Origin of the sequence: Mesorhizobium sp. M1334, assembly GCF_040317995.1 — a bacterium.
GTDB lineage: Bacteria > Pseudomonadota > Alphaproteobacteria > Rhizobiales > Rhizobiaceae > Mesorhizobium.
In genome coordinates this window covers 56,154-82,794 of record NZ_JAMYLM010000018.1, presented here as the reverse complement: position 1 = coordinate 82,794, position 26,641 = coordinate 56,154, and the positions used below count along the sequence as shown (strand labels likewise).

General features: G+C 57.6%; 27 protein-coding genes and 5 pseudogenes. 21 read left to right on the top strand and 11 right to left on the bottom strand.

The genetic code is table 11. The annotated features are described in order from the left end of the window. The first annotated feature begins 706 nt into the window (after window positions 1-706). Together NKH17_RS24945 and NKH17_RS24940 are read left to right on the top strand one after the other, a co-directional pair. The gene (locus tag NKH17_RS24945; RefSeq protein ID WP_352900832.1) at window positions 707-2,482 is read left to right on the top strand and encodes a metallophosphoesterase; all 1,776 of its coding nucleotides are present in this window, start codon (window positions 707-709) and stop codon (window positions 2,480-2,482) included. A gap of 271 nt (window positions 2,483-2,753) precedes the next feature. Beyond that, window positions 2,754-3,304 (top strand): annotated as a pseudogene (locus NKH17_RS24940) (transposase); the annotation flags it as partial. Between the two features lie 112 nt (window positions 3,305-3,416). Here the strand turns inward: NKH17_RS24940 and NKH17_RS24935 are convergent. Together NKH17_RS24935 and NKH17_RS24930 are read right to left on the bottom strand one after the other, a co-directional pair. Next, a pseudogene (locus NKH17_RS24935) lies at window positions 3,417-3,963 on the bottom strand (IS66 family transposase); the annotation flags it as partial. Between the two features lie 98 nt (window positions 3,964-4,061). Further along, complete coding sequence (locus NKH17_RS24930) at window positions 4,062-4,232, bottom strand: hypothetical protein (RefSeq protein WP_352972566.1); 171 nt, start codon at window positions 4,230-4,232, stop codon at window positions 4,062-4,064. 1,292 nt (window positions 4,233-5,524) lie between these two features. On the opposite strand from NKH17_RS24930, the gene NKH17_RS24925 reads away from it, so the two are divergent. Further along, window positions 5,525-5,785, top strand: a complete 261-nt coding sequence (locus NKH17_RS24925; RefSeq protein ID WP_352900834.1) for a hypothetical protein — start codon at window positions 5,525-5,527, stop codon at window positions 5,783-5,785. A 145-nt stretch (window positions 5,786-5,930) separates the two neighbouring features. Here NKH17_RS24925 and NKH17_RS24920 read toward each other — a convergent pair whose 3' ends face one another. Together NKH17_RS24920 and NKH17_RS24915 are read right to left on the bottom strand one after the other, a co-directional pair. Beyond that, the gene (locus NKH17_RS24920; protein WP_352900836.1) at window positions 5,931-6,314 is read right to left on the bottom strand and encodes an NB-ARC domain-containing protein; all 384 of its coding nucleotides are present in this window, start codon (window positions 6,312-6,314) and stop codon (window positions 5,931-5,933) included. Next, window positions 6,314-6,925: a hypothetical protein gene (locus tag NKH17_RS24915; protein WP_352900837.1), complete on the bottom strand. Its 612-nt coding sequence runs from the start codon at window positions 6,923-6,925 to the stop codon at window positions 6,314-6,316. The genes NKH17_RS24920 and NKH17_RS24915 overlap by 1 nt, the downstream gene beginning before the upstream one ends. 97 nt (window positions 6,926-7,022) lie before the next feature. Here NKH17_RS24915 and NKH17_RS24910 point away from each other — a divergent pair. From NKH17_RS24910 to NKH17_RS24895, 4 genes and pseudogenes are all read left to right on the top strand, one after another. After that, a pseudogene (locus NKH17_RS24910) lies at window positions 7,023-7,310 on the top strand (recombinase family protein); the annotation flags it as partial. A gap of 197 nt (window positions 7,311-7,507) precedes the next feature. Then, entirely contained in the window at window positions 7,508-7,870 is a 363-nt protein-coding gene (locus tag NKH17_RS24905) for a hypothetical protein (RefSeq protein ID WP_352900839.1), read from the top strand. A gap of 27 nt (window positions 7,871-7,897) precedes the next feature. Further along, window positions 7,898-10,492 (top strand): tetratricopeptide repeat protein, encoded by a 2,595-nt coding sequence (locus NKH17_RS24900; protein WP_352900841.1) that lies wholly within the window; start codon window positions 7,898-7,900, stop codon window positions 10,490-10,492. A gap of 61 nt (window positions 10,493-10,553) precedes the next feature. Beyond that, window positions 10,554-10,970: a hypothetical protein gene (locus NKH17_RS24895; protein ID WP_352900843.1), complete on the top strand. Its 417-nt coding sequence runs from the start codon at window positions 10,554-10,556 to the stop codon at window positions 10,968-10,970. Between the two features lie 62 nt (window positions 10,971-11,032). Here the strand turns inward: NKH17_RS24895 and NKH17_RS24890 are convergent, their stop codons facing one another. Further along, entirely contained in the window at window positions 11,033-11,221 is a 189-nt protein-coding gene (locus NKH17_RS24890) for a hypothetical protein (protein WP_352900845.1), read from the bottom strand. Between the two features lie 94 nt (window positions 11,222-11,315). Between NKH17_RS24890 and NKH17_RS24885 the strand changes: the two genes are divergently transcribed. The 3 genes from NKH17_RS24885 to NKH17_RS24875 are packed head-to-tail and all read left to right on the top strand — an operon-like array spanning window position 11,316 to window position 12,535. After that, complete coding sequence (locus tag NKH17_RS24885; protein ID WP_352900848.1) at window positions 11,316-11,918, top strand: ATP-dependent DNA ligase; 603 nt, start codon at window positions 11,316-11,318, stop codon at window positions 11,916-11,918. A gap of 12 nt (window positions 11,919-11,930) precedes the next feature. Further along, a complete protein-coding gene (locus tag NKH17_RS24880; protein WP_352900850.1) occupies window positions 11,931-12,221 on the top strand; it encodes a hypothetical protein in 291 nt (96 codons plus the stop codon). A gap of 26 nt (window positions 12,222-12,247) precedes the next feature. Further along, entirely contained in the window at window positions 12,248-12,535 is a 288-nt protein-coding gene (locus tag NKH17_RS24875) for a PilZ domain-containing protein (protein ID WP_352900852.1), read from the top strand. A 165-nt stretch (window positions 12,536-12,700) separates the two neighbouring features. On the opposite strand, the gene NKH17_RS24870 is transcribed toward NKH17_RS24875, so the two are convergent. After that, on the bottom strand, window positions 12,701-12,946 hold the full coding sequence (locus tag NKH17_RS24870) for a hypothetical protein (RefSeq protein ID WP_352900854.1): 246 nt from the start codon (window positions 12,944-12,946) through the stop codon (window positions 12,701-12,703). A gap of 171 nt (window positions 12,947-13,117) precedes the next feature. Next, window positions 13,118-13,315, bottom strand: coding sequence for a hypothetical protein (locus tag NKH17_RS24865; RefSeq protein WP_352900857.1), 198 nt, complete (start codon window positions 13,313-13,315; stop codon window positions 13,118-13,120). A gap of 694 nt (window positions 13,316-14,009) precedes the next feature. Here NKH17_RS24865 and NKH17_RS24860 point away from each other — a divergent pair. From NKH17_RS24860 to NKH17_RS24840, 5 genes are all read left to right on the top strand, one after another. Further along, on the top strand, window positions 14,010-15,308 hold the full coding sequence (locus NKH17_RS24860) for a trypsin-like serine peptidase (protein WP_352900858.1): 1,299 nt from the start codon (window positions 14,010-14,012) through the stop codon (window positions 15,306-15,308). Between the two features lie 405 nt (window positions 15,309-15,713). Further along, window positions 15,714-16,025 carry a hypothetical protein gene (locus tag NKH17_RS24855; protein ID WP_352900860.1) on the top strand — a complete coding sequence of 104 codons (312 nt, stop codon included), beginning with the start codon at window positions 15,714-15,716 and terminating at the stop codon, window positions 16,023-16,025. Window positions 16,026-16,308: 283 nt separating this feature from the next. Beyond that, window positions 16,309-16,764, top strand: coding sequence for a hypothetical protein (locus NKH17_RS24850; protein WP_352900863.1), 456 nt, complete (start codon window positions 16,309-16,311; stop codon window positions 16,762-16,764). A gap of 99 nt (window positions 16,765-16,863) precedes the next feature. Beyond that, on the top strand, window positions 16,864-17,172 hold the full coding sequence (locus NKH17_RS24845) for a hypothetical protein (RefSeq protein WP_352900866.1): 309 nt from the start codon (window positions 16,864-16,866) through the stop codon (window positions 17,170-17,172). 14 nt (window positions 17,173-17,186) lie between these two features. Next, a complete protein-coding gene (locus NKH17_RS24840) occupies window positions 17,187-17,615 on the top strand; it encodes a hypothetical protein (RefSeq protein ID WP_352900868.1) in 429 nt (142 codons plus the stop codon). Between the two features lie 295 nt (window positions 17,616-17,910). On the opposite strand, the gene NKH17_RS24835 is transcribed toward NKH17_RS24840, so the two are convergent. Then, entirely contained in the window at window positions 17,911-18,102 is a 192-nt protein-coding gene (locus NKH17_RS24835) for a hypothetical protein (protein WP_352900869.1), read from the bottom strand. Window positions 18,103-18,291: 189 nt separating this feature from the next. After that, the gene (locus NKH17_RS24830) at window positions 18,292-18,603 is read right to left on the bottom strand and encodes a hypothetical protein (RefSeq protein WP_352972556.1); all 312 of its coding nucleotides are present in this window, start codon (window positions 18,601-18,603) and stop codon (window positions 18,292-18,294) included. A gap of 65 nt (window positions 18,604-18,668) precedes the next feature. On the opposite strand from NKH17_RS24830, the gene NKH17_RS24825 reads away from it, so the two are divergent. After that, window positions 18,669-18,962 (top strand): hypothetical protein, encoded by a 294-nt coding sequence (locus NKH17_RS24825; RefSeq protein WP_352900875.1) that lies wholly within the window; start codon window positions 18,669-18,671, stop codon window positions 18,960-18,962. On the opposite strand, the gene NKH17_RS24820 is transcribed toward NKH17_RS24825, so the two are convergent. Both NKH17_RS24820 and NKH17_RS24815 read right to left on the bottom strand, forming a co-directional pair. Continuing rightward, entirely contained in the window at window positions 18,957-19,397 is a 441-nt protein-coding gene (locus tag NKH17_RS24820; RefSeq protein WP_352900878.1) for a hypothetical protein, read from the bottom strand. The two genes, NKH17_RS24825 and NKH17_RS24820, sit on opposite strands and share 6 nt — an antisense overlap. 22 nt (window positions 19,398-19,419) lie before the next feature. Then, window positions 19,420-20,394, bottom strand: a complete 975-nt coding sequence (locus NKH17_RS24815; protein ID WP_352900880.1) for a hypothetical protein — start codon at window positions 20,392-20,394, stop codon at window positions 19,420-19,422. A 456-nt stretch (window positions 20,395-20,850) separates the two neighbouring features. On the opposite strand from NKH17_RS24815, the gene NKH17_RS24810 reads away from it, so the two are divergent. From NKH17_RS24810 to NKH17_RS24795, 5 genes and pseudogenes are all read left to right on the top strand, one after another. Further along, window positions 20,851-21,207 carry an ABC transporter permease subunit gene (locus tag NKH17_RS24810; RefSeq protein ID WP_352900882.1) on the top strand — a complete coding sequence of 119 codons (357 nt, stop codon included), beginning with the start codon at window positions 20,851-20,853 and terminating at the stop codon, window positions 21,205-21,207. Continuing rightward, window positions 21,123-21,786, top strand: a pseudogene (locus NKH17_RS24805) (amino acid ABC transporter ATP-binding protein); the annotation flags it as partial. The gene NKH17_RS24810 and the pseudogene NKH17_RS24805, both read left to right, overlap by 85 nt. A 446-nt stretch (window positions 21,787-22,232) precedes the next feature. Then, window positions 22,233-22,496 (top strand): annotated as a pseudogene (locus NKH17_RS24800) (transposase); the annotation flags it as partial. A gap of 285 nt (window positions 22,497-22,781) precedes the next feature. After that, complete coding sequence (locus NKH17_RS33490) at window positions 22,782-23,705, top strand: Tle-like phospholipase domain-containing protein (RefSeq protein ID WP_502910627.1); 924 nt, start codon at window positions 22,782-22,784, stop codon at window positions 23,703-23,705. A gap of 243 nt (window positions 23,706-23,948) precedes the next feature. After that, complete coding sequence (locus NKH17_RS24795) at window positions 23,949-26,030, top strand: efflux RND transporter periplasmic adaptor subunit (RefSeq protein ID WP_352900884.1); 2,082 nt, start codon at window positions 23,949-23,951, stop codon at window positions 26,028-26,030. Window positions 26,031-26,641 lie beyond the last annotated feature (611 nt).

Below are 26,641 nucleotides of genomic sequence, written 5' to 3'. Positions count from 1 at the left end.
AGCATAGGCTTGTTGGTGACTGTGGCGAACTGGATCGCAGCATGCGCTCCATTGCCGTCGGCGTGGCACGAGAGAGCGCCATTTGCCCGTTTGTAGGCGTTTGTAGGGGATGTAGTCGTTTCCATTGAGCGCGGCAGCACCCACCCGGAAGAAATGCCGGACTGAGCGCATGCACACTGGTAATTGCATCCTCCATCCAGAACCTTGTTGCCGCCGTGACGAAGTGGGTCACCAGATCCCGTTTGGTCGAGATGTTCGGCGCGGTGGTAAAGTAGAAACGGTCGTTGCCAGTACCTCCGGTTATTACGCTGTTGCTAGCACTTGCCGTAGACGCTGTCGATTCCGGCTCTGCGCTTAGACGGTCGGCCTTCAGCGCCGATCAGTGTGACGTTGCGATGTCGCCGATCAGCATATCGTTGCCGCCATTTCCGGGAACGTGTCGTTCCGCGATACCCGATCAAGTAGTCATTCAGGTTACTCCGGCGACGGCCGCTGGCGTGACTGACAGGCTTTGGGAACCGGCGATATCGTTGCGCCTATCGAAGCGAAGGAAGCCGAAAAAAAGCCGATGGTTAGCGGAACGCACAAAAAGCAGGGTTAGATTTCAAACTGGCGACTGCCAACGCAAGAGGTTGATTGCTCTTCTAAGAGCTATGTCCGATACTGCCGAATCAAATGTTTGAGACGTCGTTCGGAGGCTATGCCTTTGCCTGAATTGACATCTGGGTCGCCTCTTCGAGATCTTAAGAATCTCAACGAAGATACCATCAAAGAAGGCGACCTCCATCGCCTACCACACATGACCAGTTGGTTCGAGCCGGTGCTCCTCCTGAAACTTTTGTTGCGCGTTATTGTATCCGATATTTTTGGTCAGTACGCCGATAGGCGTCTGATGGAGGCAGCCCTCGATCCGGCGAGTAAAGAAGATCATGTCACCCGTGCCCAGATAGAGCCCATCGTGCAGGACGAAGACGGCGCGGTGTGGATAGATTACGTCTCCGACCTCGGGGACGGCTTTGACGCCACCTACGCGATTGCCTTCTTGTTAGCGCAGCCCATGCTGTCTGTTGACGGGCATCAGCTGCCGAGAGCTGGACTGCTGGTCATGGGAGGCGACCAAGTTTACCCGACCGCGCTGCGTGACGACTACAAGATCAAGATGCGCTTACCTTACGACCTTGCATGGCCTGTCCCGCGAGGGGCGGAGAAAACGCCTCTTTTTCTCCTTCCTGGCAACCATGATTGGTACGACGGGCTAGTGACCTTCCTTTCGATTTTTTGTCGCGAGAAGCCCACAAAGATTGGGGGTTGGAGCACCAGACAACGGCGCAGCTATTTTGCCGTGCAGGTTACCGAGAATTGGTGGATCTGGGGGATCGACATCGCGCTTGTTCGTGACATGGATCAGCCACAGGCGGACTACTTTGTCGCGATCGCGAAAGCGATGCCAGAGAATGCTAACATTATCCTCTGTAGCGCTGAGCCTGGGTGGTACAAAGCTGAAGCGAAGGGAGATTCATACCGGACGCTGAGCTACGCGGCGCAAATCGCAAGGAACGCAAGAAAGCATCTACGGATTCCGCTCGTGCTTTCTGGCGATTCGCACCACTATGCTCGCTATGAGGGTGACGGGACCCATTATATCACGTCGGGCGGAGGCGGAGCTTTTCTCCATGGAACGCTCGAACTTCAGCCCGAAATCAAGGCGGAGTGGTTGCAGTCGGCGAAAGAGGCCTTAACGCTCAGGGCCTGCTATCCGTCCAAGCAAATGAGCGACAAACTCCTGAAGGGCGATATGGACTTTGGACGCCTGAATGGCGGGCTAACGTGGGCATTGAGCGCGCTTTATCTCGTGTTCTCATTTCTTCTTACGTACACTTGGCGGGCGGACGTGGCAGTGGGCATTTTCCTTGTCCTTCTCGCGGGCTTTTGGGGATACTCACTTTATCAAGAGGGCAGTTGGAAGAAGACCGCAATCCCCTCGATAGCTCACGCATCTGCGCATTGGATCGTCGTCGCGGCGTTCTCCTGGTCCGCGCTATGGGCAAATCACGCCGTGATGGGAGATTTCGAGTGGCACTGGATAGCCTGGCTTCTCGTGCTCGCGGTGCCTATATTTCTGTTAGGTCCGTGGCTTGCCGGCAAAATCTATGGCATCAGCTTGATGCTGGGTTGCCGCTATTTCGACATCAGCCATAACGATGCGTTTAGCGCGATGAAGCTGGACAGTCATCGTCACTTTCTTCGGATTCGACTGAAGGGTGACGCGGCGACGGTCTTCCCAGTCAAACTAGAGAAGGTGCCGGCGAGGGAACAATGGCGCGCGAACCCAGAGCGAAAAACTGACCCTTCCGTGTCTGTGTTCGCGTCCGACCCCCAGTTGTCCCCACAAATGCTGGAAGAGCCTATCTCCATTCTGGCACGAGCGGCGGCATCGACGAGCGATGTGAAGACCCCTGGCGAGATGCCGTCAAAGTCTTAGACGAAGCGGCTTGGTCTTCTCGAATCCCGTGGGCGCTGTGCACGCCCGGATTTCGCGCGAGGTCTCTACCTCGAGCAAGCTAAGACGCGCAGTGCGCGACCTGCAGCGGGTTTGTAAGTGGGATTTTGCGGAGCAGATTCCCCGCGCGACTATAGGGGAAAACCGTGAGACCGTATGTCCGCCTCTGCCGATGAGGTGGCTCGCCTACACTGCGCGTCCGAGGGTTTTGCTCGGGCGGGCCGAGCCGATCCTCACCACAGGAGGACGAGCCGTGGCGGATTATAGAGAAGCATTTGTCGGAATCGATGTTGCGAAGCTGAAGAACACTATTGCGATTGCGGAGGCAGGCCGGGAAGGAGAGGTTACGTGCATTTCTGCTATGGAGGCTGGGCCGACCGGGTACGGCCTTTATCGCCTGATCCGGTCGCTCGGGCACGAGTGCACCGTGGTTGCCCCATCAGGCCTGGCGATCGGGTAAAGACGAACCGCCGAGACGCCATTTCCCTTGCCCGGCTATTGCGCGCCGGCGAGCTAACCGCGGTGTGGGTTCCCGATGAAGGGCACGAATCCATACGGGATCTCGTCCGAGCCCGAGCTGCGGCAGTTGAGACGCTTTGCGTCCACCGCCAGCAGGTGAGCGCATTCATGCTCAAGCACGGCCGTAGCTATCCGCGAAAGAAGAGCTGGACGATGCGCTATCTACGCTGGCTTCAGGAACAGCGGTTCGATCATCCCGCGCATCCGATCGCACTCCAGGAGATGGTCGAGGCGGTGCGCGTCTCGAAAGAGCGGGTACCGGCGCATCAGAGCTTGATCACCGACGTCCTTCAGTTCCGCCTCCACCCATGCGCGATCATCAGAATGAGCAGCCGTTCTTCGGATCGGGCGACCTCCTGCGTTCCAAACCTTGACAGCGGACATCAGAGCGCTGTTCTCAGGCCACGGCCTTGAGCTCGAGCTTGTCGATGTAGGCCCAGGGCAGGAGATCGTCGATCTGGCTGTTAGGATGGCCGTTGACGATCCTGGTGAGGACATCGGCGACATAGCCGAGCGGCTCAACGCTGTTGAGCTTGCAGGTTTCGATCAGCGAGGCGATGACGGCCCAGTGTTCGGCGCCGCCGTCAGAGCCTGGGAAGAGCGCATTCTTGCGGTTTGGCGCGATCGGACGGATGGAGCGCTCGACGGTGTCTGTCGATCTCGATGCGGCCGTCTTCGAGGAAGCGCGAGAGGCCTTGTCAGCGTGAGAGCGTAGAGCGGATCGCCTCTGCGAGCTTGGTCTTCTGGCTGATCAGGCCGAGCTTCTCACGCAGCCATGGGTCGAGTGCCGCGATGATTGGAGTACTCTTTTCCTGACGCGCAGCGCGGCGCTCGTCGGCCGATCGGCCACGGATGCTGTCCTCCAACTTGTAAAGTTCAGCGATCCGTCTGAGCATCTCGCTGGCAATCGGCGCGGGACCGGCTGCCGCCAGTTCATAGAAGCGCACGCAAAGCGGCGAAGAAGGACGTCTTCAGGCGCCTCGCGCTGCGGTGAATGGCGCGGGGCGCGAGCATCACCGCGACGCATTAATAGGGCCAAACCTTAAGCATCGACCTTCTTCAGCTCCGAGAGCCGCACAAGGCCGTTCTGGCTGCGGAATGTCAACGTAGCATCCGTACTTTGCGCCTGGGCGATCCCCGAAATAACGTGATCGCCGGTGTCGTAGATCGTACGCTGCCTGGCATCCTCAGCTCCTCCAGAAGCCGATTGCAATGGGGCGTCCTTGCTCGGCAGCAACACGGCTGAAAGACTTGCAGCAGCGATCCTGGAGTGCGAACATGCAGACTAGCTGTCCCCATTATTACGACAGAATGCACCTCGCCTTCTCCGCTGCGGCTCTTGGAGAGTGACGCGACCGGCCGCCTGCCTACAATAGAGAAATGTTCGTTGCATAGGTGTTCCCTGACTTATTTGTGGCAATCTGAAACTGCACAAATCGACCGTCGCACATATCCGTCCAAATATCGCAAGGAACGCTTTCTCGACGCACGTAAATCTCGCGCCCATGAACATCCCTAAGAAATGCGAAGTCTTGCTTTAGACCACTCTTCTCTAGCTGCCCAGTGCATAGATCAGTTATAGATGTTTTAATCTCCTTGCTAACCTCTTCGCTCGGCGTATAGTTTTCATAAATTCTCTAAATTTAGTTAGTTCGCTATGTCTATCTGCCACCTCATGAATGCGGCACAACTGATTAATAACTAAAATACTCTTTCTAATGCGCTAAACAAGAGCGGAATCAATTAATTCCTCTTCCATGCCGCCTAAGAAGCCAAAAAGATCCGCAAACGCATTGCAGGCTGCTGTGTATTCATTTCGTTTCAATAGTATATCATCTTCTCGACAGTATCTTTGCGCTTGAAGGTCGTTTATTACGATCTTCTCTTTTAGAGTAGAAATGTCTAGCGTCTTTGCTTGGTCTAGATACGCTTGCGCGGCATTGAAATCATAATCATAGAAGCGAATTCCTCACCATCTCCCTTAGCACAACGAATGATTTCTGGTCTAACTCCACAGCTATTTTTAGATGTGCAAACGCAAGATTGTAATTTCTGTAAACTCGACCCAGGAACAGTGCATAGCGAAAATGCATCTGTGCTTGGTCAGAATCTAATTCTATGCCCGCCTCATAACAGGCTTGCGACCTGGAAATGTCACCTTGCCGTTCAGCAAGAAAAGCTTCGACCCGAAAAACTTCGAAATACTCTGGGCTGGTTATCTTAAGTTCCTTGATAATTACCTCTGCTTCCTCAAAACGATATTTCTGTAACAGCGCGACAGCGTGGCGAAGCCGTCGGGAAGCGACTGCTTCAGACTTCGAACGGACAACAAATGAATTCGTCTCATAACGTCTAAACGTCCCGCGCTCCATCTGGAATGCTGTTTCGACCCCCCGGTAGCGCGCTTAAGATCGCATTCACCTGCGCCGGTGCTCGCTTCAAAACTCGCGCGATGTAGCTCCGTACGAACGGCTTGAGGATGTAAACCCGCTCATCACCCTGTCGTTGATCGCGCTCAACCAGTGCAAATCTAAGCAACTCTGCCACCCCGGCTTCGACAACGGTGGCAGACATGTCGGTTACGTGGTGAAGAACTACGGGGGAGACTCCCGAGGGCAGCGCGGCCATGACGGCAGCGATCTCACGGGCAGCAGGCTGCAACTGATCAACAACGTTCTCCATGCAAAACTGGAGGGCAATCTGGGGGTTGCTCGTGATGCGATCTGGTTCCAGCCTGGAAATCACGCCGAGGACAAACCACTTTAGCAACAAAGGCTTTCGGCCAAGCCGCGAAATGTGTCGCTCAAGTTGATCCGCTTTCAGTTCCGTAGGCGATCCGCTCCCAAGGCATCGATCAGGCGATAAAGGTATGCCTTCGCTTCCTTCTGATTAAATTCATCGACTCCGACAGTCAGATCGGAGCCAAGTGGGACCCTCGAGGTGAAAAGTATCTTGCTCTGGCCAGGAATCTCGGCTGCAAACTCTTTGATTGTCTCATCCAAAACCGTTTCAGATTGTCGATCACCAAAAGGATCGCATTCTCTTCGAGCAGCCGCCTGACACGCCCGATAGGCTCATCTTCGCCTGGTTCGAACTCCGCTATCTTCTCGAACACGCCTAGAGATCCAGTGATCGCGCCCTCGATACGCTCGATCTCCTTTGCTCCTAGCCGCGACGATTTAGCGGATACCCAAACGACTGCGTCGAACGGGTGGTCGTTAGATGCTATCATTCCATAGAGAACTTGAAGGGCGAGGGCAGTCTTTCCATTTCCCCCGTCGCCCAGAACTGTCACTATCGGGTTTCGACTGGCCAGCTTCTTTCGAAGGTCCGTTCAAGCTCAGGTCTCGGAAGAAATCCCGTGTCGTCGTAATCGGGCTCGGGTAAATTGTGCAGAGTCTCGGGCGGCCGTTCAGCATCCAGGAATCCTATCGCCGACGTTAAGAATGCTTGAGGGTCTTCTTCAAACTTTTGAAACGCACTCTCAAGTACTGGCCAATATGCTGGCGTCTTACGCAGTTCATTCGCAACAGAAAAACCCGTGACATATTCGGTTGTCGTAAGTGGGCGACCATGCATCACCGTATTACGAACGGGGATAGCCTTCTCAATTGTAACAGTTTGAGTAGTATAATATGTGCGGGTGACTTCATCCAACGCAGCTTTATGCCGCATCAAGACGCTGAATTTATCCCCTATGTCTAGGTCGTAGAGTAAGTCGTGGTCGTCAAGGCCTTCGGAGGATGCACTCTCACGCCGTTGGCGACGTCCGCGAGCGCGTTGTCTCTCCTCCTCGTTGAGGAGTGTAGCACCTGCATCGAGTTTAATGGTCCTCAACTGGGCCACCAGATCGCGCTCGCAGGCGTCGAATAGAATAAACAAAGCTACGAGTTGTTGGCTTGCCACCGATTCCGTCCCCCATTTCCTACCGAATGGTAGCCTTATCTCAAAACAGATAATGCTCTAGACAATGCTCATAAGCAGAGCAGAGTCCGGTTAGTATCGCGGATATCTCCGAGCGTCGACCAAGGATCAGAACGCCGAACGGGCGAAGGTCGACCTCCAGACATTTGCTAAGGACAACGGTCTGGCCATTGCAGCGACATATATCGAGAACGAGAGCGGCGCCTCGCTCCAACGGCCGGAGCTGTTCCGGCTGCTGTCCGACTGTCAGCCCGGCGACATTCTTCTAATCGAGCAAGTCGACCGGTTGAGCCGCCTGAACGCTGCGGATTGGGATCGCCTCAAGCGCGAGATAGACGATCGTAACGTGTGCGTCCTCAGCGGCGACTGATGTTTGTCGACATCCACGCGCGCCAACGTTTTACTCGGCTCGGCTGGCGAAGCCAGCCAGTAGCGGGGGAGACAGCAACGGAGTAAGGTGGTCGGATTGTTGCTCATTCCGGACCGAGGCTAGCCGCCGGGTATTCGGTCGTTAGCGCCGAATTCAACGCGGCGGAATGCAAATACGCGAAATGGGAGGCAGGCATGGGTGAAGGTCAGAGCGGCGGTGTCAACATCTCTGGCACGATCGGCGTCGTGGGCGGCGACATCGTTGGCGGCAACAAGATCGTGGCACTTGATGGCGCGCTCCGCCCACTGAGCGAGGTGATCGCGGCCGTGTCACCTGAAGTACGAAGTGAGGCAGAAGCCAAGCTGACTGCGCTGAAGCAGGAGGCCGCCAAGGGCAAGGACGCCAACGACGGCGTGATGGCAAGAATTGTGAACGGGCTCGTAGGATTGGTGCCGGCTGCGACAAGCGCCGTAGTTAGCGCCTTTGCTACACCGATCCTCGGGGGGATCGCTGGCCCGGCCACGAAGATGGTACTGGACAGACTTCAGGGCAAATAGTTGCTGCGTCGGTCCCGAGGGCGCGGCATGCGCCCGGTTCCAGAAGCAACCGGCGTCAGCAATTCCGGCACGATCGGCATCGTCCAAGGTGATATCGTCGGCGGCAACAAGACCGTGTACGGCACGACCGCGGAAGAACTGGTCGCTGTTCTGGAAGCGAGAGGCTTTGTTCAGACTGCCGAGAAAGAAGGCGGCCTCGAACGGCTGACAATTATCAAGCTGGCGCAGCGCTTGAAGACGGATGTGCTCGACTTTGATCAGGGGGTCAGGGAACTGGAGCGCGCTGTAGCCGTCGCAGTCGAAGTGATCGCGAGGGGTGAGCGGGGCACGAACCACGACGACTTCGTCGATGCCGTGCTTGTGCAGGTTGCCGACAAGGCCCGGATCGGCGACTTCGATGGTGGGGCAAGCACCATCGATGACGGACTTGCTGAACTCGATGCGGCGCATCGAAGATCGCGAGTGGCCTTGCTTGAAGAAGGCGTGAAGGTAGACAGTCTTCGCCGCGACACAGTTGCCGTCGTGCGACGGATCGAAATGCTTGTTGGCATGGACGATCCGATCGAACCGCCCACATGGCTGCCGGCATTCCGACAACGATACGACGCATTCCTGGAAGACGGCGAGGCCAAGGGGATCAACTTTTCGCTGTCCGTCGCCATCGAAATGGCGCGGCGGATGCGAGCCATTGCGCGTGATGGCACCGAGCGCGGCACCGCAGCGGCTCTCCTCGGCGCCGCCCTTAGCACCCTTGGGCAACGGGAGAGCGGGACGGCACGACTGGAGGAGGCGGTCGCCGCCTACGGCGCGGCATTGGAAGAGAGGCCCCGCGAACGTGTGCCACTCCAATGGGCAGCGATACAGAACAATCTAGGCATAGCGTTTCAGGCCGTTGGGCAGCGTGAGAGCGGGACGGCGCGTCTGGAGGAGGCGGTCGCCGCCTACCGTGCGGCGCTGGAGGAGAGGACCCGCGAGCGTGTGCCGCTCGACTGGGCCATGACGCAGAACAATCTGGGCACCGCGCTTCATACCCTTGGGGAACGGGAGAACTCGACGGCACGACTGGAGGAGGCGGTCGCCGCCTATCGCGCGGCCTTGGAGGAGCGGAGCCGTGAGTGCGTGCCGCTCGAATGGGCGACGACGCAGAATAATCTGGGCAACGCGCTTCAGACCCTTGGGTCGCGTGAGAGCGGGACGGCGCGACTGGAGGAGGCGGTCGCTGCCTACGGCGCGGCGTTGGAAGAATTTACCCGCGAGCGCGCGCCACTCCTATGGGCGACGACGCAGAACAATCTGGGCAACGCGCTTCAGGCAGTTGGGGAACGGGAGAGCGAGACGGCGCGGCTGGAGGAGGCAGTCGCCTCCTACCGTGCGGCATTGGAGGAAAGGACCCGCGAGCGCGTGCCGCTCGACTGGGCGACGACGCAGAATAATCTGGGCGCCGCGCTTCAGACCCTCGGGGGACGGCAGAGCGGGACGTTCCGACTGGAGCAGGCGGTCGCCGCCTACCGCGCTGCGCTGGAAGAGAGGACCCGCGAGCGCGTGCCGCTCGACTGGGCGGCGACCCAGAACAATCTGGGTACCGCGCTTCAGGCCCTTGGCGAACGGGAGAGCTCGACGGCGCGACTGAAGGAGGCGGTCGCCGCCTACCGTGCGGCACTGGAGGAGCGGACCCGCGAGCGTGTGCCGCTCGACTGGGCGATGACGCAGAACAATCTGGGGGCCGCGCTCTCGACACTTGGGTCGCGTGAGAACGGGACGGCACGACTGGAGGAGGCGATCGCCGCCTACCGTGCGGCACTGGAGGAATGGACCCGCGAACGTGTGCCGCTCGACTGGGCGGCGACGCAGTATAATCTAGGCAACTTGTTCAGGACCCTCGGGAAACGGGAGAGCGGGACGGCAAGACTGGAGGAGGCAGTCGCGGCCTACCGTGCGGCGCTGGAGGAATGGACCCGCAAGCGTGTGCCACTCAAGTGGGCGACGACGCTGACCAATCTGGGCGCCGCGCTCTCAACACTTGGATCGCGGGAGAGCGGGACTTTGCGACTGGAGGAGGCGGTCGTCGCATACCGCGCCGCGCTGGAGGAGCGGACCCGCGAGCGCATGCCGCTCCAACGGGCGACGACGTTGAATAATCTGGGCGTCGCGCTTCAGACCCTTGGCGAACGTGAGAGCGGGACGGCGCGACTGGAGCAGGCGATCGCCGTCTACCGCGCGGCGCTAGAGGAAGGGACACGCGAGCGCGCGCCACTCGACTGGGCGATGACGCTGAACAATCTGGGCAATGTGCTGAAGGCCCTTGGGGAACGCGAAAGTGGGACGGCGCGACTGGAGGAGGCGGTCGCCGCCTATAGCGCGGCATTGGAGGAGAGAACCCGCGAGCGCGTGCCGCTCAAGTGGGCGATGACGCAGAACAATCTGGGCGATGCGTTCAGATTGCTCGGCGAGCGGGTGGGCGGTACAGCGCGCCTCGAAGAGGCAGTGGCCGCCTACAATGTAGCGTTGGAGGAACTCACTCAAGAGACGGCACCGTATCAGCACGAGCTTGCTAAAGAGGGTCTCGCCATAGCCTCGACAGAATTGCAATGCCGCCGCAGCAAGATGTCGGGGGCGGGCTAACAGATGCGCCAGAGCGTCGGCATTAGCATCAGCGGCATTGTCGGTAAGGTCGAAGGCAACATTGTCGGCGGCAATCTACCATGGGCTTTCCGCCCAGGAACTGGTCGCAGTTTTGGAAGCAAAGGGGATCTTGCGCCCAGCCGAACAGCAAGGTTTAGAACGGCAGACGATAGTTAAGCTGGCCCAACGCTTCAACAGCGAGGTGCTCGGTTTTCGATCAGGGGTTAAGGAACTTGAGCGCGCTGTAGCGGTCGCACTCGAAGTGATCGCGAGGGGTGAGCGGGGCGATGCCGTGCTTGTGCAGGTTGCCGACAAGACCCGGATCCGCGACTTCGATGGCGGGGCATCCGCAATTACTTCCGCTACCGTCTGGTTGCGAGCGATAGCGACCCTGAATGACCTGATCGGTCTTCAGCCTAAATTCCGTCGTTTGCCGCGCCAACCGGCGGTCGGTAGACGCTTTGCCGCTGTTGCCTAAGGTTCGCTTTCGGTCAGCGCATACCTGGCAAAGCGCACCCCGCGAAGTCCCTGCTACCTGGACTATTGCTCGACCGGCAGCGGGGCGTGCTGCGGCTCGGCGTGATGAAACACCTGTCCAAGATCGCGCTCGTCGAACGTTTGCCCGCAGACTGGGCAGTAGACAAAGTGCTTCGATTCGTCATCCACCGGCCCGTCATGCGGCTTGCCACCGTAGCCGGTGGCGATGTTGTCGGTTCTGATCCTCGTCATACATCCGCAACGCAACCGTCGGGTATTGGTTTCCGTGCGGAATCACGTTCCGTTCACTCTGGCTAATATAAGCTTTGTACCTACAATTCAGTGGGTGAGTAAAATTGTAAGTACCGGCTCCGGCCGGCTCGAGTTCATTCCGCCTATGGAGCCAAAGCTGGTCGCCAAGCCGCCCGAGGGTGAGCACTGGATTCACGAGATCAAGCTCGACGGCTACCACGCTCAAATCGTCATTCACAGCGCCGACGACATCCGGGTCTTCACCAAGTCCGGGGCCGATTGGACCAGCAAGTTCACCGGCCTCGTCGAAGCGGCGCGTGAGCTCGATGTCGAGAACGCGATCTTCGAGGGTGAGGCGGTGGTCACCAACACCGCCGGGCTGCCCGACTTCGACGCGCTGCAGAAGGCCGTGCACAGCGATCCCTACGGCATGATCCTCGGCGCCTTCGACATCATGCATCTCGATGGCCACGATCTGCGCGACATCGGCTGCAAGGCACGCCGCGAGATCCTGTACGGCATCATCAAGCCAAACAGCAGGATCCAGTTCAGCGAGGCCATCCCTGGCGACCCCAAGGCGATCTTCTATCTCGCCGACCAGGCGGGCCTCGAGGGAATCGTCTCAAAGCGCGCCGACAGCCCGTATCGCAGCGGCCCGACATCGAATTGGCTGAAGACGAAGAGCTTCACGGTCTAGGAATACGAATTGATGGGCGTTGAGCGCGAGCCAAGCAAGGCGGCATTCGCCTTGCTGGCGCAGCCCGGCACCGGAAAATATGTCGGTTCGGCCTTCATCAGCTTGGGGAGCGACATGAAGGAACGGCTGTGGAAGCGGGTCCAGGAACACGCCGGCCCGCCTCCGGAGGGCGTGAAGAAGCGACCGGCCACACACTGGGTCAAGCCTGGAGAGGTCAAGCTGCGCGTCAAGCACCTTCGCGGCGAGCACAAATACATACGCAGCGCTTCGCTGCAAGGTTTCGGCGATGAACCACACGGCTAATCCGCCACGACAAAGGACTGCATCCTATGGACCCTACCGACCCTAAACCTGACCGCCGCCTTCACCAGAGAACGCCTGTGCTTAAGGACGCGACCATAATCACCGGGCGTCGCGACATGGACATAAGCTGCTCGATCCGCAACCAGCATGAGCGAGGCGCCGAACTGCGGGTCCCTGCTGATGCCTCGGTCCCGGATCGTTTCGTGCTGTTCATCCCTGAGGACGGAGCCGCCTATCAGGCGGTGGTCCGGTGGCGGAAGAACGATCGGCTTGGTGTGCAACTGTACGGCACGGGAGCGGTAATCCCTTCTTGATCAAGGCGCCCCTCAATTCGTGCCGCGGGTTAATTTCTCGACAGTCTCAATGATCGCCTTTGCAAGCGCCTCGCCCTCGTTCACCGGCAACGTCCATAGAGCAAGTTGACCGCCTCCGCTTCGCATGAGCCAGACCTATCGCCCTGCCGCTTGATCGCTGTGCGGCTATCGGCCAATAGGCTCAAACCTTGTGAGCTGGTCCGTGCGGCCAGGCTGGCCAGGCTCGATCTTCGTCAACCGCAATCTCGCCTCGGCCACGCGTCGTTGCGCAGCCCGAATCCTGCTGCACAGCGCGATATTGATGCCCACACCGCAGCCTTCATCCAGCATTTCATTTGCACGTTCGAGGGAGCGCTCGGCCCGGTTAAGCCGCTGTCGGGCCCTCGCCAGTTCCATATCAAAAAGTTCCATTATTTCGAATCCATTTGCGGTCCCTTCGATTGGTAAACCGCTCGTGGTCGCCGTTGGTTCCGGCTGTTGGCAAGCGTGGGCCCAGACGGTCGATGTGGCTGGCACAGTTCTTGAGCGAGAGTGGTGGCGCCGGAGGCCTGAAGGTCGCGACGAATGAAACGCCGGCCCAGTTCAACCCACGCGACGTCCTTCAACGCTGGGGGGCTCGATCTTCACCAAGCGGTCTGCGGCCTCGACCGCAGTTCGTATCCTGCTGCACAGCGCGAGATTCTCGGCCAGCATTTCTTCAGTGCGTCGAAGCGCGAGCTCCGTCCGGTGGATGCGCTGCCTGGCATTGGCAGCTTCCGATGTCAAAATATCGGCCTCCATCCCGTGGCCCTGAGGTTCCATAGTGTCCATGGATTTCTAACACATGGGGGCCGATATCGTTCCCATCCACGCCGGCGGGGCCAGTTGCTCCGTTCGCACCGGCGATCCCGCTGGGCCCTGTGGCGCCAACCGCGCCGGACGGACCTGTCGCATCGGCGCCAGCCGGTCCGCTTCGGCCCCGTGGGCCCAGTTGCGCCTTCGCCGGTGATCAGCGCCAGCGTGGCCGGCGAAAGTGCGTCGGGTGTGACAATCTGATCGTTCAGTTTGCCGTCAGATCGGCACACGGCGGCCAGGGGGTCGATGGTGTCGTCCGCAGCGCGCTTCAACTCGGCCAGATCGGCATCCAATTGGCTGCCAGGAACGGAAAATCTTGTGCTTTCTGCTGGAACCCAAGATAGCTGTAGCCGACAAGTGGCTTTGTGGGGGAAGGCATTTTGCATCACTCGCAACGCGGCTCCCCGATCGAAATGCACCCGCTTAAGGGCGGCACCTTCTCAACTGACGATGAGATCGAAAGGAAGCTGGTTGATGTCAGCCCTGGTTGACCAAGGCGGTGATGCGACAGCCCGAGATTCGCGAGTGTTCCGGCTAGCCCAACAATACCACGAAGTGCACAACAATGGTAATTCTAGCCGTAGCCGCCGATCACTGAGCGACGAGCATTTTCAACACCGGAAAATTCGCAGGCTACCGTATGTCTCTCGACAACATGCGCGCCATCTTGACCGTCGTGTTTATTTGTGTCGCCATGCAAATGCTGACCGCGATGAAGATCGTAGCCTCACGCAACGACAGCTTTTTTGGTGCCCGGATGGATGCGAAAGATATCGAGACTCTGGCCAATTTAGAAATACCGGAAGCAATACGAGTAGCTATTGCTCAGTCTCTTATTACCTCTGGATCGACAAAGTCTGAGTACGATCTCAAGGTAAAGCAATTAGATTTAGAGAGACGCAAATTTATTTGGAATACTCCCTTAGTTGCCGCTCTCGCGGGTTTACTTACGTTGTCAGCCACGTTCATTTTTGATCGGGTTTCACGAGAAGACACCACAAGGAACACGGTAACCCTAGAACAGGTACGGCAAGAACTAAAGGACAGCGAAGCTAGAACAAAGCAGAAATTGGATACTGAAACCACTAAGACGGTGGCTGAGATACAGGCGCTGGCGAAAGAGCGTGAATTCCAGTATGAAATTGTCAAGTCGGAGTTGAGCAATCTTTCGAAGACCAACGCCGAGCGAGCGGCAGTTCTCCTTTTTCTTGCGCGAGCGGGGGTACTAAGTTCTTTAAACCGAGATGAGCTCCAGGCGATGGCCGAAGAGCAGATTCAGAATCCCGACAAAGAAATTATTCCGCGGCTGACACCCAATTCTGCCTCGCCGGGAATTATTGGTTTTGACGATTCTCAGCTCGTTTCGTCTTTGCCTGAACAACACCCTGCTCGCCGGCTAGCGCGTTCAGTAGGTCGCCTCGCAATTCAGCGAAAAGATCAGATATTTACCTGCACGGCGTTCCTCGTTGGTCCCTCTCAGATAGTGACGGCAAGCCATTGCATCGGAGACGCAGTGTCTATCCGATTTTTACTTTTACCCGAGGGAACAATCGACGGATCTATTATATTCAATGTCGATTTGACTCGGAACGAGATCGTCGGTCCCGACGACAAAATGGGTGGTTATGCTTATCTCAATCTGGATCGAGCCGCCGATGACAGTTTCCCGCCATTCGTGATCAGCCAAAGCACACTGTCGGAGAACACCCCCTTGGGAGTGATTTACTTTAGAGGTGACGGTTTGCCTCGAACCGTTTGGGGGGTAGCAGACTGTCGAGTGATCAAGTTGGAACCAAACCTGGTTCACCATCAGTGTGACACCGGTAATGGAGCCTCAGGAGCCCCGATCATAGATATTTCGACGAACTCTGTCGTGGCAGTTCAATTTCGCCGTGATGATGTTGGGGCAGTGGGTTATCGCATGGAAGGGCCGCAATAGGTTCTAGTAAAGGCTTCCAATTATCGCGACATAGGGAGAAAGAAATATGGAAATCATTCTGACCGTTGCCGGCATTCTTATCTGCGTAGGCCTGGCGAATGTCGTCTTCTCCATTTTTGGAGACATAGGGGAAGACATTCGGAGCCGTCGACGTCTGAAGCGCATCGAAAAGCGAAACGCCCAGCATCAGCGCGCGCCTCGGGGATCCTCGAGCGTCCGACCACTTTCGAACAACGTGCGCAGCCCCGCTTCCGGATAGCTGATAGTGGGGCGCCGATCGCGCGCTGCTCGAGTGCGTTGAACGACGGGCCTGCTTGGGCGTGAGTTCGGGCATCATCTTCCCTTTGCGGTCTGAGCCCGTGCCGGGGTAGTCTGTCTGGCCACTCTGGAAGGAGAAGGATGACAATGAATAAGGACGACGAGGTTGTTCAGAAGGGATTGCGATATGCGGGCGCGAAGACTCCGAGACAGGCCGCAGAATATGTCCAACGTCGCCCGCTCAACGAGGATGAGTGGAACGCCTATGGGCCGATTTGGGAGCGCAATTGGCAGTTTGTTCGTGGTCCTGGCCAACTCGCAACAGGGGGCGACACCTATGCCGACGTGTGGCGTGATGCCCTTGCAAGGCTTTTCATAGGCACCCCGGGCCAGGTATGGTTTATGCAAGCGATGTTGTCTTCGAGACCGATTTTGAAGCTTTCGAGGCCGCTATCATAGCAGGGAGAGCGGCAAATACGATATGATCCAAGTCTTTGTGGATCGTGCCGGATTCGTTGAATTTCATGATATCGAAGATTTTATCAATACTGGCTGGGAGATCGCACCTATGAACAGGATATCTGACCATCCGGGCGGTTGATGAACGCGGTCCTCTGGTGATCGATCGCCGCCCGCTCTCTGCGGCCTGCGCGAATCCGGGCATGCGGTTGCGGCGGCAATGCATTGGTGCAAGATGTCGCTAAGCTAATGGTTTGACTTGCAGGCGGGGAGCGAGGCCAACTTGACGGATGATGCGGTCCACAAGAACAGTTGGTGGGTAAACCCCGCTATTATTGTAGCAATAATTGCAGCTGTCGGCGGCTTGGGAACAGCCTTGATTGGCAAGCTTTCGCCAGGGAGGGATGATCGCTGCAGGGTCTATGAAAAAGATGTCCTCGAACTGGCAACATTGCTCCATGACCAAAGCAACAAGCTGTTCCTATACTCCGACAGGATCAACGCCAACAATCAGCAGGTGTTCAAGAACGCGCGGGAATACTCGATACGAAACTACCGTCTGTTTCTACAATTGAAAACCATGTCTGATATCAACGTCACGCTCAATCGTGAAGACCTGTTGAAGTCGGTGTACATCGGTTACGATGACCTGACGAAGGGCACGCTACCCAATCCAGAGTTGGTTGATGGGAACAAGCTGTCCGACAAGATTTCACAGTTTGTCGCTTCCTGCCCTTAATTGCGGGTAGCCAGGATCGCTAAAAAGCCGGGGCAAGACCAGCATGCTTGTACGGGACCGCCCGCGGTGATCTGGTGGCCGGCTTAGGGAGAGGCAAAGATGGACGAAGAGTACCACGCGAGCATCCAAGGGCGGATCATAGCGATTGAGCTGCTTATGCGAGGGTTGCTCGCCGCCCATATTACCCAGCAATCAGAACCCCTTGTCACGCTCTCTACGACCCGACAATCGTTCTTTGCAACTCTGCAGAATCTCGAAAGGCCGATCGACTCCGAGGCCGACCTGATATGGGAAAAAGCCGCCGACGCGCTGGAGGAGACATTCAGGGAGCTTGAAATACGTGTGCGCAGTATCGTGGCAAAGCGCCAAGATCAGTTGGTTGGGGCTGGGGGAGTTCTGGCAGTATGAGAGGGATAGCGAAGATGCCAATCGATGATGGTCTCCAGAAATCTGCACAAAACGTTTCGAACGTCAAGGTAATCGTTATCGCCATAATCGCGGTCGTAGCGACTATTTTCAGTGCTGGCATTGCTGTGGAAAAGCTCAGCACCGAAGTTCAACAACGTCTAAAAAAGATAGATGAACACGAGACCAAAATCTCAGAATTGCAAGGAAAGGTCGCGCCTCTTTTGGTCTGGGGAAGCTCACTTTCTAAGTGGTCGGGAACACAAACTGAAGCCCGCGGCACGGGCGCTAGTGGTGGAGCTGTCAATCCTAAACCATCGATTTGCCAAGAAGGATACTACGCTGTGGGCGTGGAAGTAGAGCAAAACACTGAGAGATATTGCGTTGGGTGCCTTACGGGACTCCGCGCGATTTGCCGGGCTTTGCCGGTTGCGCCGGCCCAGTAGCGACCGTCAGTAGAGCTTGAGCTATGCGAATAGCCTTGACGTTCCTTATGAATACCAAGCGAGGCTGACCGATGTGGGAACGATCGCACCAGCTACATACCTGGCACCTCACAACGATCGGCTATTCCGAAGTTCGAAAAGCGATCAGGCCAGAGCGCAGAGACCGGCGTGAATCAGCCATTACTTGGTCGGGCGTGATCGTCGGGATCATCGGCTCGCTCACCGGTCTGCTCTCCGTCTGGCTTTCTGCGTGCAATCCACTAGGCCGTGAGGGGGTGAGCGGCTCGGCTCGGAGTTATTCACGCTCCCCCCGGACACTCCAGTAAAATATCTCAAGTTTCCGGCTGGGAGAGACGCCCTGAAAAGTGTCGCTGAAAGCCTTGTCCAGGATGGAGGGATTGAACACGGTCTTTTGTGAAAGGATCTCGAAAAAACGGGCAACCAACAACTTGCGGTCGGGATCGTCGGCACCATTGCTCTTTGGCATTGACCAGCACATTTTCATATTTGGGCAATTCATGCGCTTCCAGCAGCGCCTTAATTCCCTCCCCGGAGGCTGTGGTTCCCCCCACGAGGCCGATTAGCGGTTTCTTGGCGTCGGAGCATGATTTCTCAGGTATTCGACTGCCTCTGAGGGTAATATAACTGATGCCAGTTAGAAAAAGCGGAGGAGAAATCATGAAATCATCACGCCGCTCATTGGTAATTGTTGCAGGATCGAAATTATGTCGAACTGCTTTCCAAGGTCATTGAAGCGAGATTTGCTGGTCATCTCACCCGTTTCTCTATCTTCTCTTCCATCTAATTCAATATCTGCAGCTTGTTTTCTATTGGCCCTGGCTTTATCGATATCGTAGTAGCCGATTTCATCGAATGCGAGTTTCGTCGAAGGTCCGGCCTCCAATATCATCTCTGCAAGGACCGCATCACAAATCCGGATCATGTAACCTGGTATAACCGGCCACCCGAAGAGGACCACGTGCCGCATCGGATGCCATCTCCCTTGGCAGGACCGGCTGATAAGAGAAAGGCCGCGCGTCGCTTCGAACTCCAATGCAGAGCTTCGTCTTGTCGTTGCAGCTTTTGATAGAATTTTGCGCACCGACCTGCGTTGCAACCAAGACGCCGTGGGCGACAACCAAGGCTGCAACAAGCTGTCTTGATCGCATTTCGTCAGCTCCCTACCATATTGGTCTTATTTCTACGTTTGCGGTCGCCTTCCGAGTGTTCGAGCATGGCGGCGAACAAAATCAGAAAGAAACGGGAACTGAAGCGAAGATGAACGCATCCCGCCACGAACGAGAAAACCACGCAGCACTGGGATCAGGTGAAAGCGTTATCTCATAGCTCAGAAAGCGTCGAGGACACGATACTTATTCCCATCGTCCAAGCAAGGCTGAGGTGATTGTGCTTGTCCATGATGACAAGCGAGGCAAAGGACAGGATAAGCCCAGCCCCAAAGTGCAGACACAAGAATGTCGCTGATTGCTGGATCCAAAAGACGGCCTGCGTTTGCGTTAGCTGGAAATTGACTTCAAAAGCTAATTTTGCCATATTAACCAGCGCTGAAGCGGCAATTGCAAGAACAGCGGAAATAATCGACAAGCCAAGTAATCTAAGAAATGGAAACTGATGGAAGTTCCAATCCGTCTGCCACGATTGCTGCTCGATCCGCACTTCCCGACCGACCAGTGCAAAGAACACGCTCACAAGGACCACGGCCCCCGAGTGGATAACGTCCCAGACTGTTCCAGCGATGTTGATGGGTGTCTGGCCAATCATGTATTGCTGGATGGCTGCAGTCTCAAGGCAACCTTCGTTTTGAAGGCATTTGGAAGCAGCTGAGCTTTCTCTGATTTCGCCTAGTAGCTGCGAGAGCAGGGGTTCGCTCTGTGCTGCCCAGCCGTGCAAAAACTGGCAGAATCCAAATATCATGCACGCGCCTAGAATCAGCGCTAGCTAGGAAGAAGCTCATCGCGAAAGAGTTCTGCTCTGCATTATAGGCTTCTTGAATATATTTCTTTATTTTCTCGATCGGGTTCTCTGGTGTATCATGCCCTCCGCGAGTCCCCCCGGGATCATCGCTGCCCCGTCGGTCCGAGACCCGTTTCTGGCTAAAGACCGATCGATTGTTGCGCACAAACAGTACAGCGAATATCGCCATTGTGTTCGACCGGGTGAGCGCTGCCTGGTGCTCGATTTCCGAAAACGCAACCGACATCTCACGGTCCTTTGGCGCTTCGCTAGGACCTTGCTGGATCGGGCTTCCGAGTTCCTCGATGGCCTTGTTCAGATTCTCGATTTCTTTCTCCAGTTTGCTCGATAGTTCTGTTAGCTCGGCCATGCGATAGAGCGGGAAATAGGGCGTGCGATTGTTGGCGCTTGTGGCGACGAAGAGGCAATCGATAACAATTAGCGAGTCCTCGATATCCTCCCGCTGTGTCTTGAACTCATTATTAGAATCGAGCAATTTCGCCTTCGTACTGAATTTTGTCGTCAGCTCTGTCGGATAGCCTTTTGTATATTCCTTGTAATCGGCACCCCTCAAACTCTCTATGACTCGATAGACGCCGCGCGGAATGCCTGCCAACCTATGAGCGAGGCCCCGCATGGTCGCCTCAATTGGCTTGACTGCTCCAATCGACAGGCAGGAAATGAGCAGGGCCGAAACCAGGATGGGCTTGCCGTAGTCCGTGGAAAACAGTGACAGAGGGTCGTTCCCCTGCAAAAAGTCGTTGCCTGTGGCGCCGATCTCGCTTCGGGCATTGCTTGCGCTCATCAGAAGCTCGTAAACCTCTGCCGAACCCAGAACGATGGCGTAGGCGACTAGATAGAATGTCGCATACAAAACCGGCGATAACCTCGCCGGTTGTACAAAGATTTCTTACCTCAACTTCCTTGAGAATTGGGTGCAATTCAAAAGGATGTTGCCCGGTTCGCGAATTGAAGTTCCGGAACGCCTCGATAAGCAGTGTCCCTGCCCCTACTACCACGGCCCCGGCGTAGATCAGATCCTTCATCGCCAGGTGGCCGAGGCCTATCTGTCAGGAGCAGTTTTGCGCCGACGAATTGCAGGGGCCAGCAGCCACTGCTTTGTTCTCGCCTAGGACGGCGTTACTGATAGTGGAAAAAAACAATACAGTCAGAATCAACAACAGCTTCATCATGTACGCACTCACTCAGTGGTAGAGGCTGCCAAAGTAATACCACAATTCCGCATTGCCTCCAAGCTTGATTGTTCATCGGACTCGGCTTCAACGAGAGTGCATATCTCGCCGAGATATTCAGGGCTGGCTTTCGCGCCATAGACCGCGGGCAGACGGAGGCAGCCCAGGCAATAGACATGTCGCAGGCTAAGATCTGGACCCGGATCCTGATCCCTCAGGCCATGCGGACGATCATTCCGCCGACTGGCAACGAGACCATCGGTATGCTGAAGATGACGTCGCTGGTGCTGGCTATGCCCTTCGCCCTTGACCTGATGTTCGCGACTAATCATGGCGTGGCGTGGACCTCAGCATCGCCAAGGGTGAGGTCTGTGTCGCAATCGGTCCGTCCGGATCGGGAAAATCCACATTGCTGCGTTGCATAAACCAGCTTGAGATGATCTCGGCGGGTCAGGTTCGATTGAGCGGCGTCCTTCAAGGATACCGGGAAATTGACGGAAAGCTGCACGAACTCTCGCAGCGCCGGATTTCGGAACAGCGTCGGCGCACCGGCATGGTGTTCCAGCCTTCAATTTGTTTCCGAATATGACGGCGCTTCAGAATGTGATCGAGGGGCCGGTGCATGTGCAACGCCCAAAACTCGGGCAAGAGGGCGAGGCTTGGCCTTGCTGGAGCGCGTGGGTCTCAGTGGCCTTGAAGACCGGTATCCAAACCAGCTTTCCGGCGGCCAGCAGCAGCGCGTCGCCATCGCCCGCGCACTGGCGATGGACCCGGAGGTTATGCTGTTCGACGAACCCACCTCCGCGCTCGATCCGGAACTGGTCGGTGAGGTGCTCGACGTCATCAAGGACCTGGCCCGCGCGGGTATGACGATGATGCTGGTGACGCATGAAATCGGCTTCGCCAGGGAGGTCGCTGACCATCTCATTTTCATGGACAACGGCGTTGTGGTCGAGAGCGGCAAGCCGCAGGACGTCCTCGTCAATGCAACGGAGGCACGCACTTCCTGTCCAAGGTCCTCTAGCGGGATCGACGCCGCCCAGATCCGTCAGCCGTACCCAATCCTTCGGAGCCGCAATGAGCATCATCGACGCGATCCTTGACCGGGTGGACGCCAATTTGCGGCCTCGGTCGACAAGTTCGTGCAATTTCTGGCGTTTCCGTCCGTCTCCAGCCAGCCGGACGGAAAGGAGGGAATCGCTGCATGCGCAGATTGGCTTAGGTCCGAGTTGGACAGCCTGGGTCTTGAGACACGGGTTGTCAGCACCGGCGGTCATCCATTGGTCATGGGTAAGTCACGGCCAGGAAGCGGGGGCCTGAGAGTCCTGCTCTACGGTCACTACGACGTCCAGCCGGCGGAGCCGTTCGACGCCTGGACGACGCCGCCATTCGAGCCGGAGTTGCGGCGCGGCGATCAGGATGAGATTCGTATCCCAGATTGTCGCGCTATAATATGATCGTGCCCGGCGGCGGCATCTCGCTCGATGGTGAGTGTTGGGTGTCCTGCCGGCCCGGCTTCCTCCTGCCCGTGCGCGTGCTCTCAAAACTGTTCCGGCGGCTCTTGCTGGCGAAGCTTACTGCTGCCCATGCCGCCGGCCGGCTGAGGTTCTTCGGCGACAATGCTGGCCTTTGCGACCACCGCGCTTTTGCTGCCTTCCTGGCGCCGCTCAGAAAGAAGAACTGGTTCGTCTACGCCAAGCCACCCTTCGCCGGACGGCTTGGCGCGCCCCGAGCAGCACCTGGATGACGCGGATGTCGACATCCTGCTCAAGCAGGTGGGTGGCGAAGCTGGGTTTTTCCCTTAGTCATCTGATCGCGGGATGGCGGGCACCAGAATCCTGGCTATCCTAATTCGGTACGAGGTCGCCTTGCGTATTCGCATAGTTTCTCCGCTTATCTCGATGAAACGAAGCTAGCACGGCAACCTCAGACAAGACTGGTCCAGTTTGCGGAGATCAGATCCGTGGCGAACGGTTTTAGCAAAAGCATATCGCTTGTAATGGCGCTTCTTGCCGGCCAAGCATGTCAGGTGCCGCGGGATACGAGGATCATTGTACGCGATCCTAAGCAGTCTGCCCAAACTCTTGACCGATGGGTGCATGAACCTCGCAGCCCAACTCTTGCCCACCTGTCTGACTACGCTCTTCTTGCGGCGGCGGCCTACGATGAGGGACTGGCGGGAGGTGCCTATTGCCCAGCAGTTGTGGTGCCTCGACACCGGTGGAAACAACTTCCCTATTATTTGGAGAGCGACCCGCTAGTCGAAACTTCCGGCGGCCGTATTAAGATCCGAGGACTTGGTTATCAGCTTTGGCGCGACACGGAGGCAACTGACCGCAAACGGCTAGCGCTTGTTTTCCGAGGGACCGACATCGGTGAACCCGGAGACTGGATTTCGAACTTGAGGTGGCTGACGCGGCTAAACCCCTTCACGCGAGACGAGTATGCCCAGACCCGCGATCTCGTTGAAGCACTGACAAGCCGTATAGATAAGGACTTTGGCCCGAATGCTGAGATAATAGCAGTTGGACACTCGCTGGGTGGAGGGCTCGCTCAGCAGGCGGCGTACGCCTCCGCGCGCATACACACCGTTTATGCATTTGATTCGTCACCTGTAACAGGTTCAACGAGCGCGGACCGACGAGTAAGTGACGCCAACAGAAAAGGCGACCAAATCTTCAGAATCTATGAGCGGGGCGAGATTCTTGCGCCTCTCCGGTCAATACAGCGGCAACTAAAACCACTCGGAAAAGCCAATCCTAAGGAGACGGAACTGCGGTTTAATTTTCGCTCTACGTTCCGATTGGGTGCTCCCGGTTCGGGTCCATTTAGCCAACACAGCATGAAGCAGCTTGCCTGCGACATTATCTGTTGGGTCGACATGAAGGGCGATGAAGACCATTGCAGCCCAGCTGTCCCGTAGAATACTTGGTATGCCGTTTCGGACCTTGCCCGCGCTGCAAGACGAGTAGGCACTGCACCCTCCGAATTTGGATCGCTGAAGTGGATGCCGTGTGAGCGATGCATTTCACAGAGCCACGGCTTGTCGCGCGTCGTAGCGAACCGCCCGCTCATCTGCTATGCTTCGCGGGGTTGGAAGCTCGATTTCCGCTGCTGGCAGAGCGGCAGATGCACGCTCATCGGCGGATTGACGGAGGAGGAGATCATGGCAAACGCCGTGAATGACTCAGCCCGCCGGCAGTGGGATCCTGCCAACTGGCCCGCGGGATGGCTTGTCCTCCTGGGGCTCGCTACGCTGGCTCTCTGCATTTACCTCGCGATCACCTCTGGGCCGAAGGATGGGGAGGTCACCAGCAAAGAATGCGAGCAAGCCCAGACAACCGCCATCGAGAACCTGACCGAAGCCGACGCCGCCAACGACCGGGCGGGCATCCTACGCATCGTGGGCGTGAGGCCGGGGGAGACGGAGCCCGGGATACCGGGAGAGACGGAGCCTGGCCGGAATATCTGCATCCTGGTGGCCGGCGTCATCTCCAGGGAAACGGTGGAGGAGCGGGGAAACGACGTCACTACAAGGCAACAAGCGCTGAACGCGAACGAGGCGGGGCTTGCAAAGGCAATGACCGACGGCAAACCGGCCGGCGAGATTACCACGCTCCAAAACGCCGTCGACAAGGCAAAGACCGATCTTGGCACGGCGAAGGCCGTATACGCGAAGCCGCTCGAGCCGGTGCCGCTCTCCGTCTATCTCAACGACAATCTCGCCCCGTTTCTCACGGTGCAGGCGCACGCGACTGACGCGGTGCAGCGGCTCTACTTCCCGCTGTGGACGCCCGAGGACGCGACCGACCCTGCGGCGAAGTTTTGGCAGGAACTGTTAAGCGGGGTGGCATTTGGCAAGCCCGTGGGCAAGCGCCAGATCGACATCGGCCTGTCGCACGCCGCATCGACAGGCTCCGTCCCGGAGACCGCCCGGAACGGCACAGTTGACCGGTTCACGATGTACGTTTTCTCGCCATGTCCGGTGCTCGTCGGGTTGCTCTCGTTGGCCCTGCTTACCGCCGCCTTCAGCGCCTATGCCGCGCGGACGCCGCTCCTCCGCGACAACAGCCTTACCTGCCGGGATATTCTGGGTCGGCTCGACGCCGCGAGGCTCGAAGAGAAGCGACGGCAGCGCGAGCTCGACCTCGCCGAGCTCGACCTCGCCACAGCCCCCGGTGACCAGGACAAGGCTGCCGCCTACAATGCCGCGCGGAGTGCCTTCGGTGCCGCCAGAGCGGAGATTGGCAGGCTGGAGACGGTTCTGGACGTTGACCCTGCGCACAGAAACGCAAGGGTACAGCGAATGAGGCTGGAAGACCTGCTGATCAAGCCACAGGAGGAGGTCGAGAGGCTGCGGGCCCGGCGGGACGCGGCGCAGGCAGCCCGCGATGCGGCTGGGAAGACCTTCAACGAGGTAAGCGGCCTGACCGCTGCGCAGGCTGCGCTCGACCAAGCAGAGGCTGCCCTCACTGCCTCGCCGCCCGGTGCCTCGACGCAGGCACGCGACGACGCCAAAGCCGCAAGGGATCGGATCGTCTCGACCAATGAAACGCTGATGAAGGCAACCGAAGCCGAGCTCGAGACCGCCGGCGCGGACATCAAGGCAGCTGTGTCGGGTATTAGGCGAGAGCAGGCCAAAATCGACCAGGTCGCGCGGCAATTGGAGGACGCCGAAAAAGCTCGAGATGACGCGCAACTTGCAGCAGGCACAGCGGCAAGTAAGGTGACCGATATCCAGCGGAATTACCCCACATCGCAATTTGCCGACCGGGCCGTCGGCCCCTACAGCCTCGGCCGCACCCAGATGGCCTTCTGGCTCTTCCTGGTGGTCGCCGGCTATGTCTTTATCGCTATGAGCTTCGACCTGTACTACGGCCTCCTCACCAACGAGATCCTGTGGCTCCTCGGCATCAGCGGCGCGACAGGGCTCGGGTCGGTCCTGATCAATGCGGGCACCGCCGAAGGCCGCACGTCTCGCGGCTTCGTTAACGACGTCCTGAGCGTCGATGGCGCGCCGCAACTACAGCGCATCCAGGCGGTCGCCTGGACGCTGATCCTGGGGGCGCTGTTTGTCTGGACCGCCGCGCGCGACTTTCGCCTGCCTAAGTTCGACCCCACGCTGCTCCTGTTGATGGGGCTGGTGAGCGGGCTTTACCTCGGCTTCAAAGCCCAGGAGGAGGCGAAGGGTGAGGCGCCCAAGGGAGACGCGGCCAAGAACGTGGGCAAGAGCGGGGGAACGCCCTGACGGTCGCGGCTTTACCGGTATGCGTGAGGTATAGCGCTCGAACTACTTTAGTTTTGGCCAACGTACGGCGCGGCGATCTGGAGAGACCTGCGCGACAATCTGGATTAGACTCTCAGAGCGCGGTCACGGGCAAATTATCGTGCTGATTGTCGTGGCAAGGCTTTCGTCGATTTCTGATTGTCGCGCAGGTCTCTCCCAGATCGCCGCGCTATAGCCAACGTCGGCTTGTGGCGCAACCCCTGGCTTCGTCATCGAAGAGGTCTGCATTCAGGTAGCGCTAAGGACGTCACGAACGGCCGACATCGGCGGATAGTGTTGAAAAAGTCCGGCTTGAAGTCGTTCTGAAGCACTTCTTTATTCGGCATGTCGAGGTCAAGCGCTTTCGAGCTTGCGGCTTCTCCGGCGTTTGACGTCTTTCGCCGGGCCTCGCTTCTCTACGGGATCGGCTTTAGCCCTCCCAGCATGGGATCAGGAGAATGAAGCGGCACAATCTGATTCGCGGCCTGATCGGCTGCAGTGAGCGACCGGTCCGAGTGCTTCAACGAACTCGCCTCATCCATCGTCCCGCGAAGGACGTGCTTCCGCCGGTGGCGGAACTTGTCTCTCTCCTT